Here is a 14744-nt window from a genome sequence, read left to right as displayed (position 1 = left end):
GGAGAACTGGCGCGAGGGCCTCTTCAACCTGTGCTGGCACCAGCACGGGGGCAGCGGCCTCGCAGTTCCTCTCGGTGATGCATTGGAGCTGCCCACCTCGGACAGGGACTGGTTCCTCGAGCGCATCGGCCAGCAACGCAGTCGCGAGGCGAAGGCCTTGGAGAAGTCCGCGAAGCGGAGGTAGCGCGTGCTCAACAACCTCGGCCTGGGCTTCGTCTTCACGGCGCGAGACTTGGCCTCTGGCACCTTCCAAGGAGTGGAGCGCAACTTCATGTCCCTCGACAGGCGCGTGGGGTTGGGCACTGCTCGAATTGAGAGCGCCTTCCAGCGGCTCGGCGTTGCCATGGCCCTCTTCACAGCAGGCGCCGTCACCATCGGCGCGTCGCTGTCCTTGGCCAACACCGCCGGCCAATTCGAGCAGGCTGTGGCGGGTGTAGCCGCCGTCTCTGGCGCCTCAGCCGAGGTGCTTGGGCAGCTACGAGACGCTGCCATCCAAGCAAGCCTCGCCACGCAGTTCACACCCACCGAGTCCGTGCTGGGCCTGCGCGAGCTCACCCAGGCCGGCTTTAGCGCCGCTGAGTCCATGGAGCTGCTGCTGCCGGTGTTGGACCTGGCGGGTGGCTCGTTGGGAGAGCTGACACCCCAGGGCGCAGCAGGCCTCGCGTCGCAGGCGATGAAGGCCTTCGGCATCTCCACCGACAAGGCCGCCATCTCAGTCGACCAGATGCTCCAAGCCGTCAACGTCTTCGCCCTAAGCGCGAATGAGTTGCCTCTGGCCCTCGGCACCGCCGCGCGTGGTGCGCAAGCCCTCAATCAGTCCCTGCCCGAGACACTCATCGCCCTGGGCCTCGTGAAGAACGTCGTCCCCGGTGTGGAGCGCGCCTCCACCGCCGTGGCCGTTGCCATGGAGCGAATGGCGGATCCACAGGTACAAAAGCACCTGCGTGGACTGGGCGTCGCCGTCACCGACTCCAAAGGCAACTTCCTCAGTTTCCTCGACATTCTCGACAAGCTGTCGCCCGCTCTCGAGCGCATGACGACAGCGCAGCGCTCCGCCTTCCTGCTGAAGGCCTTCGGCCGCGAGGCGCTCGGTGGTGTGAATGCCATCCTCACGCAGTTCTCCAACGGCATCCGCAAGGACACCGGCGAAGTCGTCCGCGGCGCAGCGGCCCTCAAGCACCTGCGCGATGAGTTCGAGAATGCAGGCGGCACGGCCAAGGCGTTCCGCGAGCAGATGCTGGACACCTTCGAGGGCCAGAAGACGTTGCTGGCCGGCAACCTGGAGACGCTGGCCATCGTCCTCGGAGAGCCCTTCAGCCAGGTACTGAAGCCCCTCGTCACCCTCGTCGCCAGCGCGGTGCAGCAGGTGCTGGGTGTCTTCCAGGCATTGCCCGGCCCAGTGAAGCGCGCCTTCGCTGCCTTCGCGCTCGGGGCTGGTGGCCTGGTTACCCTCGTTGGCACCGTCATCGCCGCAAAGGTGGGCCTGGCGCTGATGGTGGTGGGCCTCAAGGCGCTGGGCCTCACGTTGGGAGGCCTCCTGGCCACGGTGCTGCCAGCGGTAGCCGCTGTTGCCCTTCTGGGCGTCGCCGTGGTCGGCCTCGCCTACGCCTTCCGCCACAACCTCGGCGGCCTGGGCGACTTCGTGCGGCGTGTGCAGGAGCAGGTGACGCTCGCCTTCCGCGGCCTCGCCCAGCTCTTCGAGGACGGGGGATTCTCCGGTGCGGTGCGGGAGGAGTTGGGCCGCGCGGAGAACGCAGGGCTGAAGGACTTCCTCATCAACCTCTACCTGTGGGGCCATCGCCTCCACAGCTTCTTCTCCGGCATCGCCGACGGCTTCTCGGCCGGACTGGAGGCCGCGCGCCCCACCCTCGACGCCTTCCAGGCGACGCTGGGGCGGGTGGGCGGAGCACTGGGCTTCCTCTCCGAGAGGGACGACGCGGCCACCGCCGCCGCGAAGTTCGCTGCCTTCGGCGCCTCCGGAGCCACGGTCGGTCGTGCCCTCGCCCGCGTCTTCGACTTCGTCGTCCTGACCCTCACGGCCGCCGCGGAAGTGGTGGAGGGACTGGCGGGGCAGTGGGGCTACATGAAGGCCGGTGTTGACGTCCTCCTGGGCAGCCTGGCGCACCTCGGCCGCGTCCTAGGCGGCGCGCTCTCTGGCATCCTGGGCACCAGCTCCGCCGCGAGAGAAGGCGGCAGCATCTGGGTGGCCATGGGGCAAGCCATCGGGTTTGCCATCGGCAACATCACCACTGTCGTCGGCGTGTTGGTGTCCGCCGTCTCCCTCGTGGTGTCCGTGGTGGGAGGCGTCCTCAACGCAGCCCTGGCGGCCTTCTCCGGCATCCTCGACGTCTTCTGGGGCGTGGTGTTGACGTTGGGGAGCGCCCTCACCGGCGACTGGGCCGAGGCCTGGACGGGGATGCGGCTCATCGTCTTCGGCACGGTCGACGCGATCTCCGGCGTCCTCTTGGAGCTGGTGGGCGCCATCCTCAGCGTCGTGGACGCTGTGGCGAGCCTCTTCGGTGCGAACACCGGCCTCCAGCAAGCCCTGCGGACGGCTCGGCTGGGCCTCCACCGGGACTTGTCCGTCGCCTTCGGCCTTGAGGACCCCACCGGCAGCGCCGCCACACCCGCGTCCGTCGTCACCACGGCCTCGCCCACCTCGCCGGTGGACTGGCCCCTGGAGTCCTCGTCCATGCCGGCGGTGGCGGCCCTCCAGGCCTCGCTGCCCCAGGCCGAGGTGCTCTCCTCGCAGCCGGCCTCGCCTCCCAGCGCGCCTGTCCTCGTGAGTGTCCAGGTGGACGGAGAGGTGCTTGCCCAGGCCACGGCGCGCGCCGAGAGGGACGCAGCCTCCCGCAGCTTCTCCCCCATGCCGGCGTACTGAGAGGCAGGCCCCGACATGTCCATCGCCGCCGGCCTTGCCCGTCCCCCTCGCTGCCTCCTCGTGAATGTCCTCACCGGCGAGGCCATGGAGTGCCTCTTCAACCCCACGCAGCTCACCGAGAAGCTCCAGGTAAATTGGAACCGCCTGGCGGTGCCGGGCCTCTCCCACCAGGTGCTCCAGTTTCAGGGCACCTCCAACCGGCAACTGGCAGGCGTGGAGTTCTACCTCGACGCCTTCTTCGCCACGCAGCAGGCCGACGCCTCCAACATCATGGGGTTCCGCGGCTTCTTGCGTGCCCTCACCGTGCCCCCGGCGGGCACCGAGGGTGTGCTGGCGACAGCACCGCCGCGGGTCCTCGTTCTCTGGCCCGGCGTCCTCACCGTCGAGTGCGTCGTCGCCAGCGTGGAGTTCCAGTACCGCCAGCTCGCAGTGGACGGACGCGTCCTCGTCTACACCGCCATCGTCACCTTCGAGGAGGTGCTGGACACCCGCGTCACCTCCGAGCAGCTCCGTCAGGAGGTGCCGTAGTGGCTCCTCATGCCGGCAGCCGCTACTCCTTCTCCTTCGGCCTGCGGGACGAGGCCGGCCGCCTCTTCCTCTCCGAGAGAGTCCCCTACGGCTTCCAGCCGCACGCGGACACGCGCGTCCACCTCGTGGCGCAGGGCGACTCCCTCTGGGGCCTCGCCGGCCGCTACTTCGCGCCCCTCCCGCGCGCCTGCGGCTTCTGGTGGGCCATCGCCGACTTCCAGCCGGAGCCCATCATCGATGCGACGCTGGAACTGGAGGCTGGGCGGCGCGTCTACATCCCCTCGCTGCGTGTCCTCACCGACGTCATCCTCAGCGAGCAGCGGCGGAGGGCCAGCGAATGACGCGGCCCCTCGACAGGAGCGCGCCTGGCGTGCGCCTCACGCTGCTGGCACACGAGAAGGCCCGCAGCGGTGAGCCCCTCTCCCTGGAGGGCCGTGTCCTCGGCCTCACCTTCGAGGACTCCGCGACGAAGGCCGACAAGCTGTCCCTCCAGTTGGACAACTTCGACCTGGCGCTCTTCGACAGGGGCGAGCTGGTGGGCGGCGCGGTGCTGGAGGTGTCCTGGGGCTACCCGGGTCTCATGGCCCCGCCGCGGCGAGTCGTCGTGAAGAAGATGAAGGGCTTTCAGGTGCTCACCGTCGAGGGCCAGGCGCTCAGCGCCCTCATGCACCGCGAGGCGAAGACGCGCACCTGGAAGGGCAAGACGCGCGCCCAGGTGGTGCGAGAGGTGGCCGCCGAGTACGGCTATGAAGAGGACTCCGTCCACGTCGAGGACACCGGAGAGTCCTTCGACACCATTCACCAAGCCGGGGAGACGGATGCGCGCTTTCTCCGGCGCCTGGCCGCGAGGGAGGAGTTCGAGTTCCACGTCGACGACAAGGGCCTCACCTTCGGCCCGCGCAACCAGGCTGCCGCGCCCACCCAGGTGCTGTGGTGGTACGCGGACGCGGGCCGGGGCGACATCCTCTCCGTCAACGTCGAGTCAGAGCTGGGCCGCCGCGTGGGCCAGGTGGGCGTCCGTGGCCGGGACGCCATGGCCAAGGCAACCATCGAAGCCCAGGCGAGCAGCGCCACCGTGGAGCGCACCACTCTCGCGGACTACCTCGAGGTGGTGGACAAGCGCACGGGCACCACGTCGCTGCAGCTCCGCAACAGCACCACCAGCGTCCAGCCCACCTCCGCGTCGACACCTGCCCAAGCCCAGCGCGAGTCCGAGGCCCGCTTCCGCCGCGCGGAAGCCGGCACTGTGAAGCTGTCCCTCCAGGTGGTGGGCAACCCCTCCTTGCGCGCGAAGTCCGTCGTGGAAGTGCGCGGCATCTCCAGCTTCCTCTCCGGGAAGTATTACGTCACCGAGGCGAAGCACGTCCTCTCCGCGTCTGGCTACACCACGGACTTGAAGCTGTCGCGCGACGGCACCGGCCGCCGGCAGCAAGCCAGCCCCGAGAAGCAAGGCCAGCCCCAGGGCGGTCAGCCCAACATCAGCGCACCCGAGACGACTGGGGCACTGAAGGAAGTCGAGGCCTTCGAGCGGGACACCGGCACCCGGTACATCGAGTACCGCCGCGACGGGCAACCCATCGGTGTCGAGGACCCGGAAGCCGGAATGAGTCTCCCCAGGTAGCGAGCCCACCATGAGCACCTTCGACGACGACATCCTCGCCCATGACACGCGCCTCCTCGGCATGTACGTGGGCTACGTCACCAGCCGCGACGACGAGGCGCAGCTCGGCCGCGTCCGCGTGTGCATCCCCGGTGTCCTCGAGCCCGAGTCCGCCTGGGCCTGGCCCCTGGGTACCTCCGGGGGCGGCGCCAAGGGCACGGGCTTCTTCGCGGTGCCGCACGTGGGCGCGGAGGTGGCCGTCTTTTTCAATCAAGGGGACGTGGATGCGCCCTACTACCTCACGGCGCACTGGGGAAAGCCGGGCGGCCAGAGCGAGGTCCCCGAAGAAGCCCAGGTGTCTCCGCCCGATAACCGCGTCCTCGCCACGCCCACCTTCCGCGTCGAGCTGGACGAGTCCGAGGGGAAGAAGAAGCTGAAGCTCACCAACCGGAAGACGGGCGACTGCCTCACCTTCGACGCGGAGGAGAACACCGTCACCCTGGAGGCCACCACCGCCCTCACCCTGCGCGCGGTCGGCGCCATCTCCTTGGAGGCCGCCCAGGTCACCATCGCTGGCCGTGTGGTGCGCCCCATCGCTGAGCCGATCTGAGGCCCGCATGCCATTGCCCATCTGCATCCACATCCCCCCGCTGCCCGAGGCGCCCACGCTCACCCTGCCTGGCGGAGCCACGCTGCAGCACCACCAGATCCTGCAGGCCGTCCAGCCGGCGCTCGCGCCGCTCACGCCCCTCTTCGACATCATCGGCGCAGTGCTGGCCGTCTCCGAGGTCGTGAAGGCCATCCCGGACGCGCTGGGGCCGCCACCGGACCCGACAGCCATCGCCGCGGCTCTGCCGAACCTGGCCGAGAAGGTGTCCAAGCTGCTCCGCCTTGTCCCCCAGCTCTCGGTGCCACTCGCGGTGGTGGGCGTCATCGACATCGTCCTGGGCGAGTTGGGCCACGCCCGTGGCCAGCTCCTCCACCTGCAGCTGCGCCTGTCGAGCGTCGGGCAGGCCCGGCTGCGCGCCGCCCAGCTTGGAGACGCCGGCCTCCTTACGGTGGCCGGCTGCGCGGAGGCCAACGTCGAGCAAGAGGCCGCCAACGTCGGCAAGGCCCTGGCCACCCTCTCCCAGCTTATGGCCCTCCTCAACGTCCTCCTCGGCCTGGTGGGCGGCCCCCAGGTGCCGGACTTCTCCAGCCTCGATGGAAGCGCCCTGGAAGAGGCCATTGCCCCCCTCGACGCCATCGTCCGCACGCTGCAGCAGGTGCGCGCGGCCATCCCTATTCCGTGAGGAGGACGTCATGAGTCGAGCGCTCCAGAATCTCCTCATCCCCTTCCGGAGAGACAGGAAGCGGGACTTCGCCTCCGGCATCGGGGCCGAGTTGATCGCCTCGAAGGTGCGACAGGTGCTGCTGACGGAAGGCGCCACGCCCCACTCCACCGGCGAGCTGCCCTGGCGCACCAGCTTCGGGGCCGGACTCTCGCGACTTCGGCACCAGCGCAACGACATGGTGCTGGCGGAGCTGGCGCGCGTGGATGTCCGTGACGCTCTCGCCCGCTGGCTGCCTGACGTCCAGCTCGTACATGTTGGCGTCGAGCAGGACTCAGCCGGCCTGACGCTTCACATTCATGTCCGCACTCACAGCACAGCCGTCACAGTGGACGTGAACCACCCCTGGTGAACATGGCCCTTTGAGACTTCTCTTGCGGCGGGATCTTCTCGCTAACAAGACGCGCCTGTTGCGACATAAGCCAAAGCCTGATGCGTCCTTCACCAGCAGATCTGAACACCAGCGTCCCTCGGTAGATTCAGCCACTTGGGAACTCGGGATGCGACAGACCGAAGCATCCCGAGTCCCTTACCGAGCAATGTTCGCCGATGCACTACCCCGTTACATCAAGGGTCGACCGGTAAAGTCCGTCACCGCGAAGCAATTCGATGCCCAGTGTGACGTGCGACCGCACCGGAAGCAGGCATTCCGATGCCGCCCATGAAGGCGAGAATGCACCGCTCGGGAGACCGCGACCAAATTCTCTGGCCGATTGTCTCCCTTTTCTCCGTTGATATGGTGAACCACTCGCCTGCGACGGATGGGCCCACCAAGCTTCTTCTCCATCACTCGCCGGTGCACGAACTGTGGGCGCCCAGCCTGATCAACAAAGACTTTGTAACCATTCTGCTCTTGGAATCGCATCTTCTCGCATCCCCTTTCCTGGGTTAGCCGAACAGCCATTCCCAAAGGCCCGGCTTCTCAGGAGTGGGCACGTGTTGATTCTGCGCACGGCGTGCCTGAATATATGACTTTCCGTTCCGCCCTCCCTTTTCCTGATTGCATGGAATGCATGCAGGAAAGAGGTTGTTCAGGTGGTTCGTCCCGCCATTCATCCTGGAGCGCGAGTGGTCGACCTGCCAAGCCCCACGTGCCCCATACAGGCCGTAGTTGCTGAATGAGATTTTCTTTCCACAGTAACGGCACTTCCCGTCACACTTGTCGTACACAGCTTCGACGTCTTCGTTCGAAAGCATGCTTCGTCACTCCGTTGTTCCAACATTGCGTGCGGCCTTCAACGACCGCGGTGAGCCGCTCGCTGGAGTCGCCTTGACGGAGGACGTGCCTGATGGCAGATACCATCAGTGTTCGCGCAGTCCTGCCGGGCCACTCAAGCCGAGCAGTAGTTGTCCCGAGGGGTTGGAGTTCCAGCTCCACCCCCTCAATTTTCACGGCATCCTCAGTCTCATCGTCCTTTCGTCGTCTTCCCCTCTCCTTTCTGACCTCCGGCGACATCCGTCGCCGATGACGGCGCTTGAGTCGGGCTTGGCGTCCCAGGTGGTGCGGAGACGACTGGTGTCGTCGGCGCGGACGTGTCGCTTGAGAACAACTGCTCCAGCAGCTTGAAGAGGGCAAAGAGCCCTCCCCCAAGCAGGAGCGCCGTTCCAAGGGACGCCTTGAGATTCTCGCCACCACTTTTCGCGCGGGCTTGATTCAGCGCCGCGAGAATGCGGGTCGCGTTCGGATCCGGCTTTACCTCCCCCTCACCTTCGGCCTCCCACCGGTACAGCGTCGAGGGGTTCACCCCAAGCAACTGAGCGAAGTCGCCTGGGCTCATTGCGAGTGTCCCCCGAAGCTCTTTGATTGCGTTGCCCGTCATTTGCGTCGCTCTGGCCTTTCGTGCGCATCTCGCACGCCTCGCATATGCGAAACTCTACCGAGGACCTGAACGGCCGTCAAGCGCACAGCCAAGCGAACACATGACGCCATGCGTTACACATGGGGGGCAGGGAATCAGCCCCTAAGCGATGGGAACCGCTTCGCGCTATTCGCGTCTGAATGCAGCACGGAGGGGACCAAACCGATGTCCCCGTCTCCGCCAAGTGCCGTGCGGCAAGGCTTTGTCTCCCGGTGGAGGCCTTCGCCGACGTGCCACTTCTTCCCGCGTCCACCGACTACACCCACCGCGACTTCGACGCCCTACGCGCGCGCCTCATAGCGCTCGTGAAGAGCGTCTTCGCCGACTGGAGCGACTTCGAAGTCGCCAGCTTCGGCAATGTCCTGCTGGAGATGTACGCCTTCGTCGGCGACGTCCTTGGCAGCTACCAGGACAACCTCGCCCGTGAGTCGCGACTCTCCACTGCCACCCAGCGCCGCAACGTCATCGCCCTGGCGCGCATGCTGGGCTACCGGCTTCACGGCGCGCAGGCGGCCACGGCCGAGGTGGAGCTGCGCCTGCCCCAGCCTCCCGCCGCCGCCGTCACCTTCCCCGCCGGCACCATCGTCCGCACCCAGGAGGTGACGGAGGCCGTCCGCTTCCAGTTGCTCTCGTCCGTCACCATTCCGGCCGGCGCCAACCCGCCGCGCATCCTCGCGGTGGTCGAGCACTCGAAGACGCACACCCAGCTCTTCGACGCCCGCGGCCTCGCAGACTTCGAGGCGCGCCTGGACTTCGCGCCCTACCTCGACGGCTCCGCCCGCGTGTCCACCGCCCAGGGCGGGTTCAGCGAGGTGGACACCTTCCTCAACTCCCGCGCCTCCGACGCCCACTTCCTCGTCTCGGTGGATCAGGGAGACAGGGCCACCGTCCGCTTCGGCACCGGCACCAACGGCCTACCGCCCGCTGGCACTGTGGCGGTGGTGTACAAGACGGGCGGCGGCGCGGCAGGCAACGTGGACGCAGGGCGCCTCGTCGTCGTCGAGGGGAGCTTCAGGGACGCCCACGGCCACGCCGTGCAGGTGTCCGTCTACAACCCCACCCCCGCCTCGGGTGGCGCGGACAGGCAGACGGTGGCTTCCGCAAAGCTGCTCGCCCCCGAGAGTCTCCGGGCCCTGACGCGCACCGTCTCCCGCGAGGACTTCGAAATCAACGCCCGGCGCCTGCCTGGCGTGGCGCGTGCCCTCATGCTGACGTCCAACGAGGACGCCACCATTGGCGAGAATGCCGGCATCCTCTACGTGGTGCCCCAGGGTGGCGGGGTGCCCACGCCCGCGCTCAAGGCCCAGGTGCTGCGGCAGGTGACGGAAGTCTATCCCTGCACCCTCACCTTCCAGGTGAGCGTCCAGGAACCGGTGTACCGGCGCGTGGACGTCTCCGCCCGCCTCTTCTTGCGCCAGGGCGCTTCGGCCCAGGACGTCACCACGCGCGTCCGCCAGGCACTCGCCGCCCACTTCCGCGTCAGCGAGTTGGACGGCACGCCCAACCCGAGCATCGACTTCGGCTTCAACCTCAAGGACGCCCAGGGCTTCCCGGCCGGAGAGGTGGCCTGGTCCGACGTCTTCAACGTCATCCGCGACGTGCCCGGCGTCCGGAAGCTGGGCGACGCGCGCATGGACCTGACACTCAACGGCCTGCCTACGGACGTGAAGCTGACGGTGCGGGAGCTGCCGGTGCTGGGCAGCGTTACCCTGCAGGACGGGGACACCGGAGGGCTGCTCTGACATGGCCCTCCTGAACCCCAGCTTCGAGGACGCGGGCGACCAGCCCGGAGAGGCAGCGCACTGGACGCTGACGGCGGTGACGCACCTCGAAGCCCTGGCGGGATTCGGTGTGCCAGAGGAGGCGTGCGAGGACTTCGAGCGCTGGTACGTGTGGCGCGCCGCCCTCTCAGACGTCCCTGTGGCCCTCGCCTTCTTCTCCGGCCAGCGCGAGGGCTTCGAGTCCTTCTCCCGTGGTTGGGACAACGACGGCTTTCTCTTCGAGCTGCCGCCCGCGCAGCTCGTCCCGCACCGCTTCGAGGGGAGCGTCGTCGAGACGTGGGGCCAAGGGCCCTTCCTCACGGACTGGGTGGCCGCAGCTTCCGTGGAGGGCCTCTTCAGCGACTCGCCGCACGAGGACTTCGAGCAGCGATGGCTCACCAACGAGGCCTACGCCTGGCGCTGGGAAGACGTGACGGCGCGCGTGGCCCTCTTCAACACGACGCAGCCCACCGAGGACTTCGACACCAGGTGGCCGCTAGCCGCCACGCAGTGAGGCCACCATGGCAAGCGCAGACTGGACCTACCTCAATGGCGGACTGGACATCGCCACCGTGGACAGAGGCGTGACGGCGGGCATTGCCCGTCCCCCGGGCGGCGGCAACTTCCTCTTCGCCTTCAACTCCCTCTCCGCCGCGCAGGGCGCAGTGGGTCTCTTCGCCAACCTCCCTGACTTCGCCCCCATGGCCCGGGGCGGGAGTATCCGCGGTTGCATCCAGCGCGGGCCCGGTGGAGGCCCCACGGGCTTCTCCCCCTTCCTCTTCCTCTGCGGCCAGGGCACCTCCGTCAACGACTCCGCCTACCTCCTGGGCCTCTCCGACGACGAGCCGCACCGGGTGGTGCTGCGCAAGGGCGCGGTGGCCACGGGGCTTCCCGACGCGGACGGCCCCGGCGTCCTGCTGAAGTCTTCGGCCAGCTTCTCGCAGGGCACCTGGCTGCATCTGCGGCTGGACGTCATCGTCAACGCTAACGGCGACGTCGTCCTCAAGGCCCTCCAGAACGACCTGGCCGCGCACCCGCTCGGTACGCCTCCCGACTGGCAGCCCGTGCCGGGCATGGCCGACTTCATTGACGACGCCCTCGGCATCAACTCCGGCAGCCAACCCCTCACCTCCGGCCGTGGAGGCTTCGGCTTCGCGGTGCGGGACGTCACTCGCCGGGCCTACTTCGACTCGCTCGAGCTCTCCCGGCAGGTGTGAAGCCATGGCCCTCACCGCCTTCACCAGTCGCCTGGGCCTGGGGCAGGGCCGCATTCGGCCCCAGCGGACCACGCCTGCCTCGGGCGAGTACCTCTTCGTGCTCGGAGACGAGGAGCCTGGGCGCCGCTTCGAGCTGGCCCGCGGGGACTTCGCCGAGGTGACGCAAGCAGTGGACGTCACCAGCGTGGAGCTGGTCCGCACCGCTTTGCGCCTCCGTGTGCCTCCAGGCGTCCCGGCGGGCCTGGCCTGGGAAGCGTCCCTCGTCGTCGACGGGGTGAAGTACGCCCGCTGCCTCGGGCGCTCCGGCCGCGAGCGCCTCGTCACGGACCTGGCCGCCAACGTCTCGAAGCTCTCCGGGGTCCACACGGTGGGCGTCCGCCTGGAGCTCGTCTCCCCGTGAGGTGTCGCTATGGCCACGGTTGAGCTGCCCGCCCTCTACGTCGACACCGTCTCCCTCGTCGCCGAGACGCGCCGCCCCCTCCTCCTCAACCGCGCTCCAGGCCCCGGGGAGCAGGACGTCCCCGTCGATGCCGCCCTGGAGCTGGAGCTGGTGGACGTCGGCACGGACGGCATTGCCCGGACAGCCACGCGCGTCTGGGTGGACGGAGTCCTCGCCTTCGCGGGCGGGGACAGCGTCGAGGTGCAAGCCGCCTTCGTGGGGCCTCTGGCGGAGGTGACGCAGACGGCGGACACCCTGCGTGTGGTGCTTCACCCGGCGGTGCCGCTGGCCAGCCAGGCCACCGTCTCCGTCCGCGTCGTCTCGGCCACGGCCGGCGGCGAGCACCTCCTCGACGAGTCGTACACCTTCACCGTGGAGGACAGGACGGCCCCACGCCTTGTGGGCGCGCAGGCCGTGGGGCCCAAGTCGGTACGCCTCGCCTTCGACGAGGACGTGCGGGTGCCACCCACGGCGCGCTTCACCTTCACGTATCGCGGCGCGCCCGCAGTCCCAGTGGTTTCCATCGAGGCCGCGGTGGACGGATCGCTCCTCCACCTCGTTCTCGACACGGAGCTGACGCCGGACGTGGTGTACGAGGTCCGCGTGGAGGGCGTGACGGACGCGCACGACAACCCGGTGCTCGCCCCCTACCACCGCGCCACCTTCTCAGGCTTCCGTCCAGCGCGGCCGCCCTCCCGGAGCTTCCAGCTCTGGGACATGCTGCCCCGCCACAACCGCCGCGACGACGTGACGGGCGACCTGCACCGCTTCATCTCCTGTCTGCAGGAGGTGACGGACTTGCTGCTCTCTGACTTGGACGCCTTCCCCAGCGTCTTCGACCTGGAGCGTGCGCCAGAGGCCTTCCTGGACGCCATCCTCCAGGACCTGGGCAACCCCTTCGCCTTCGAGCTGGACGTCCTCGCCAGGCGCCGCCTGGCCGCAATCCTCGTGGAGATGTACCAGCAGAAGGGCACCGCACTGGGCCTGCGCAACGCCATCCGCTTCTTCCTCGGCATCGAGGTGCGGGCCATCTCCCCCTTCGCCTCGGACACCCTCGTGCTGGGCGAGTCCGAGTTGGGGAAGGACTGGGTGCTGGGGCCCTCGGAGCGCTTCGTCCGCTACGCCTTCAACGTCGAGGTGGATCGCCTCCTCACACTCGCGGAGCGCCAGCGCCTGCGCACCCTCGTCGAGTACCTCAAGCCCGCGCACACCCACTTCGTGGACCTGGTGGAGCCCCTACCGCCCATTCTCCCCGAGCACTGGGAGCTGGGCCTCAGCGAGTTGGGCGAGACGACGACGCTGCACTGACGTCCGCCCGGCCTGTCCCCGATTCCTCGCGCCCGGCCTTTGCCCTCCACTGGAGGGTGCAGACATGAGCAACAGGCTGGATTTTTTCTTCAGGCAGAAGGTGACGGAGGCCGAGTTGGACCTGGCCTTCTCACAGTTGGAGCAGGCGGACCGTAACCTCGCCTCGGATTTGGGCGTCCACGGCGTCATCTCCGGGGCGGTGCCCGCGCCGCACTCCCCTGTGCCCAACCTCTCCGTCGACCTCACAGCCCCGGCCCGCGCCTACGACAACCTCGGCCAGCGGATCTTCTTCGGCACCGGGCAGACTGTGGACTGCGCGGTGGACGTCTCCGGCATCCCCACTGACGTCTCCACGGCCGGCAGCGAGAGGTGGCTGGGCATCTTCCTGCGCTTCACCCGCCTCCTGTCCGAGCCGCGCACGGACGGCAACTCCCAGCAGGTGTACTTCCGCCGCGACGAGTCCTTCGAGCTGTTGGTGCGCCAGGCCCCGGAGGGCCCCGTCGGCCAGGCGCCCAAGCCCGCCCTCCAGCCCGACGAGTTGCTGCTGTGTGACGTCCGGCGCCGCCCCGGGCAGACGCAGCTTCTCGCCGCGGACTTGGACACCTCTCGCCGCCAGGCCTTCATCTTCGCTCGGGGTACCTCCGTGGCCGTGGAGAGCGGCGCCTGGGACATCCTGAGCCCCGGTGCGAAGACGGTTCAGGCGACGCTGGATTCGGTGGACGGCGAGTTCGCCGGGCACTTCTCCGGCGACACGCGGAGACACGAGGCCAGTGCCGTCGACTACGCGCCCCACGGCTTCATCTCCTCCACCACCGTGCAGGAGGCCGTGGACGAAGTCGTCGACAAGCTCTCCTCGGCCGTCGCTGGCACACCGGGCGCCTCGCGCGTGGGCGCGGATGCGGTGCCCGGCACACCCAACCTCCTGCCTGCGGGCACCGTAGATGCGCAGCTCTCCTCGCTGCTGAGCTTCGTCAACGCCCACCAGGGCGTGGCTACCGGGGCCCACCACGCCAGCGCCATCGGCGCTTCGCCCCATGGCTACGTCAGCAGCACCAGCGTGCAGGCCCAGTTGCAGGAGGTCGTCACCCGCCTCGGTGAGACGACAGCCGGAAGCCCCGGGACGTCTCGCGTCGGAGGAGACACGCTCGCCGGGACGCCCCACTCCCTGGCCGCTGGCAATCTGCGGCAACAGGTGACCGCGCTGCTGGGTTTCCTCAACGGACACGTCACCCAGGGGGCGGGGGCCCACGCAGCCTCCGCCGTCTCCGTCGCGGACACGGGCGATCTCCTCACGGCAGGTACCGTCGAGGCGGCCCTCAACGAAGTCCTTGGGGCCTTCAGCGGTGGGCACTTCCGCGGAAACGAGACGGCGGCAGGCCAGCACAAGGTCATCGTCCAGCCCGTCCTGGGCTCCGGTCGCGTCCTGCTCTTCGACTCCCGGGGTGCTGGCAGCTCGGCCTGCCGGCTGCGCCTCTTCGCCGACAACGCCTCCGTGTGGTTCACACTGAATGCCAACTGGAATGGCACCGCCTGGGCCCGGGACGACACCGCCCTCTCAGCTGGCGGCTTCCGCCTCTCACGCAATGAGGCCGAGTTCCTCCACGACAACAGCATGGCCGCCACCTTCTCCTCGTGGACGCGCACTTGGAGGCTGTCCATGGGCACTGCCGCCAACAACTCCGCCTTCGAGTTGACGGGCAGTGGCCTGCGCGAGGAGGGCCGCTTCGGACTGGAGTACTGCAACAGCGACACCGTCGCGCATGACTTCCTTGCTGGCGGCGGCTCGGTGACGTTCCGCAGTCGCTTTCCCACCGCGCCCTC

16 protein-coding genes are annotated in these 14744 nt (G+C 68.4%); 13 read left to right on the top strand and 3 right to left on the bottom strand.

Annotation, left to right across the window (positions count from 1 at the left end; genetic code table 11):
• Positions 1-187: 187 nt before the first annotated feature.
• The 7 genes from OV207_RS32305 to OV207_RS32275 are packed head-to-tail and all read left to right on the top strand — an operon-like array spanning position 188 to position 6692.
• Complete coding sequence (locus OV207_RS32305) at positions 188-2881, top strand: phage tail tape measure protein (RefSeq protein ID WP_267558872.1); 2694 nt, start codon at positions 188-190, stop codon at positions 2879-2881.
• Between the two features lie 15 nt (positions 2882-2896).
• Entirely contained in the window at positions 2897-3409 is a 513-nt protein-coding gene (locus tag OV207_RS32300) for a peptidoglycan-binding protein (protein WP_267558871.1), read from the top strand.
• Complete coding sequence (locus tag OV207_RS32295) at positions 3409-3750, top strand: hypothetical protein (RefSeq protein ID WP_267558870.1); 342 nt, start codon at positions 3409-3411, stop codon at positions 3748-3750. Before OV207_RS32300 ends, OV207_RS32295 begins: the two co-directional genes overlap by 1 nt.
• A complete protein-coding gene (locus tag OV207_RS32290) occupies positions 3747-5030 on the top strand; it encodes a phage late control D family protein (RefSeq protein ID WP_267558869.1) in 1284 nt (427 codons plus the stop codon). Before OV207_RS32295 ends, OV207_RS32290 begins: the two co-directional genes overlap by 4 nt.
• Before the next feature lie 10 nt (positions 5031-5040).
• Entirely contained in the window at positions 5041-5619 is a 579-nt protein-coding gene (locus OV207_RS32285; protein WP_267558868.1) for a phage baseplate assembly protein V, read from the top strand.
• Positions 5620-5626: 7 nt separating this feature from the next.
• Complete coding sequence (locus OV207_RS32280) at positions 5627-6301, top strand: hypothetical protein (RefSeq protein ID WP_267558867.1); 675 nt, start codon at positions 5627-5629, stop codon at positions 6299-6301.
• A 10-nt stretch (positions 6302-6311) separates the two neighbouring features.
• Positions 6312-6692 carry a GPW/gp25 family protein gene (locus tag OV207_RS32275; RefSeq protein ID WP_267558866.1) on the top strand — a complete coding sequence of 127 codons (381 nt, stop codon included), beginning with the start codon at positions 6312-6314 and terminating at the stop codon, positions 6690-6692.
• 210 nt (positions 6693-6902) lie between these two features.
• Here the strand turns inward: OV207_RS32275 and OV207_RS32270 are convergent, their stop codons facing one another.
• From OV207_RS32270 to OV207_RS32260, 3 genes are all read right to left on the bottom strand, one after another.
• A complete protein-coding gene (locus tag OV207_RS32270) occupies positions 6903-7205 on the bottom strand; it encodes an HNH endonuclease (RefSeq protein ID WP_267558865.1) in 303 nt (100 codons plus the stop codon).
• Positions 7206-7228: 23 nt separating this feature from the next.
• The gene (locus OV207_RS32265; RefSeq protein WP_267558863.1) at positions 7229-7537 is read right to left on the bottom strand and encodes an HNH endonuclease; all 309 of its coding nucleotides are present in this window, start codon (positions 7535-7537) and stop codon (positions 7229-7231) included.
• A gap of 209 nt (positions 7538-7746) precedes the next feature.
• Entirely contained in the window at positions 7747-8160 is a 414-nt protein-coding gene (locus OV207_RS32260; protein WP_267558861.1) for a helix-turn-helix domain-containing protein, read from the bottom strand.
• A 251-nt stretch (positions 8161-8411) separates the two neighbouring features.
• Between OV207_RS32260 and OV207_RS32255 the strand changes: the two genes are divergently transcribed.
• From OV207_RS32255 to OV207_RS32230, 6 genes are all read left to right on the top strand, one after another.
• Positions 8412-9941 carry a baseplate J/gp47 family protein gene (locus OV207_RS32255; RefSeq protein WP_324291582.1) on the top strand — a complete coding sequence of 510 codons (1530 nt, stop codon included), beginning with the start codon at positions 8412-8414 and terminating at the stop codon, positions 9939-9941.
• Position 9942: 1 nt separating this feature from the next.
• Entirely contained in the window at positions 9943-10473 is a 531-nt protein-coding gene (locus OV207_RS32250; RefSeq protein ID WP_267558858.1) for a hypothetical protein, read from the top strand.
• Positions 10474-10480: 7 nt separating this feature from the next.
• Complete coding sequence (locus OV207_RS32245) at positions 10481-11176, top strand: hypothetical protein (protein WP_267558856.1); 696 nt, start codon at positions 10481-10483, stop codon at positions 11174-11176.
• A 4-nt stretch (positions 11177-11180) separates the two neighbouring features.
• Positions 11181-11576: a hypothetical protein gene (locus tag OV207_RS32240; protein ID WP_267558855.1), complete on the top strand. Its 396-nt coding sequence runs from the start codon at positions 11181-11183 to the stop codon at positions 11574-11576.
• A 9-nt stretch (positions 11577-11585) separates the two neighbouring features.
• Positions 11586-12923 carry an Ig-like domain-containing protein gene (locus OV207_RS32235; RefSeq protein WP_267558853.1) on the top strand — a complete coding sequence of 446 codons (1338 nt, stop codon included), beginning with the start codon at positions 11586-11588 and terminating at the stop codon, positions 12921-12923.
• A 64-nt stretch (positions 12924-12987) separates the two neighbouring features.
• Positions 12988-14744: hypothetical protein (locus OV207_RS32230; RefSeq protein ID WP_267558851.1), on the top strand; the 1757-nt coding region annotated here is incomplete at its 3' end.

Source organism: Corallococcus sp. BB11-1, assembly GCF_026626625.1.
In the GTDB taxonomy this organism is placed as follows: Bacteria; Myxococcota; Myxococcia; order Myxococcales; family Myxococcaceae; genus Corallococcus; species Corallococcus soli.
This window is presented reverse-complemented; position numbering and strand designations above follow the sequence as displayed.

Bases quoted from the DNA above. Each gene is read 5' to 3' on its own strand.
- OV207_RS32300 (WP_267558871.1), top strand. From the start codon at position 2,897: ATGTCCATCGCCGCCGGCCTTGCCCGTCCCCCTCGCTGCCTCCTCGTG.
- OV207_RS32290 (WP_267558869.1), top strand. From the start codon at position 3,747: ATGACGCGGCCCCTCGACAGGAGCGCGCCTGGCGTGCGCCTCACGCTG.
- OV207_RS32285 (WP_267558868.1), top strand. From the start codon at position 5,041: ATGAGCACCTTCGACGACGACATCCTCGCCCATGACACGCGCCTCCTC.
- OV207_RS32280 (WP_267558867.1), top strand. From the start codon at position 5,627: ATGCCATTGCCCATCTGCATCCACATCCCCCCGCTGCCCGAGGCGCCC.
- OV207_RS32275 (WP_267558866.1), top strand. From the start codon at position 6,312: ATGAGTCGAGCGCTCCAGAATCTCCTCATCCCCTTCCGGAGAGACAGG.
- OV207_RS32270 (WP_267558865.1), bottom strand. From the start codon at position 7,205: ATGCGATTCCAAGAGCAGAATGGTTACAAAGTCTTTGTTGATCAGGCT.
- OV207_RS32265 (WP_267558863.1), bottom strand. From the start codon at position 7,537: ATGCTTTCGAACGAAGACGTCGAAGCTGTGTACGACAAGTGTGACGGG.
- OV207_RS32260 (WP_267558861.1), bottom strand. From the start codon at position 8,160: ATGACGGGCAACGCAATCAAAGAGCTTCGGGGGACACTCGCAATGAGC.
- OV207_RS32250 (WP_267558858.1), top strand. From the start codon at position 9,943: ATGGCCCTCCTGAACCCCAGCTTCGAGGACGCGGGCGACCAGCCCGGA.
- OV207_RS32245 (WP_267558856.1), top strand. From the start codon at position 10,481: ATGGCAAGCGCAGACTGGACCTACCTCAATGGCGGACTGGACATCGCC.
- OV207_RS32240 (WP_267558855.1), top strand. From the start codon at position 11,181: ATGGCCCTCACCGCCTTCACCAGTCGCCTGGGCCTGGGGCAGGGCCGC.
- OV207_RS32235 (WP_267558853.1), top strand. From the start codon at position 11,586: ATGGCCACGGTTGAGCTGCCCGCCCTCTACGTCGACACCGTCTCCCTC.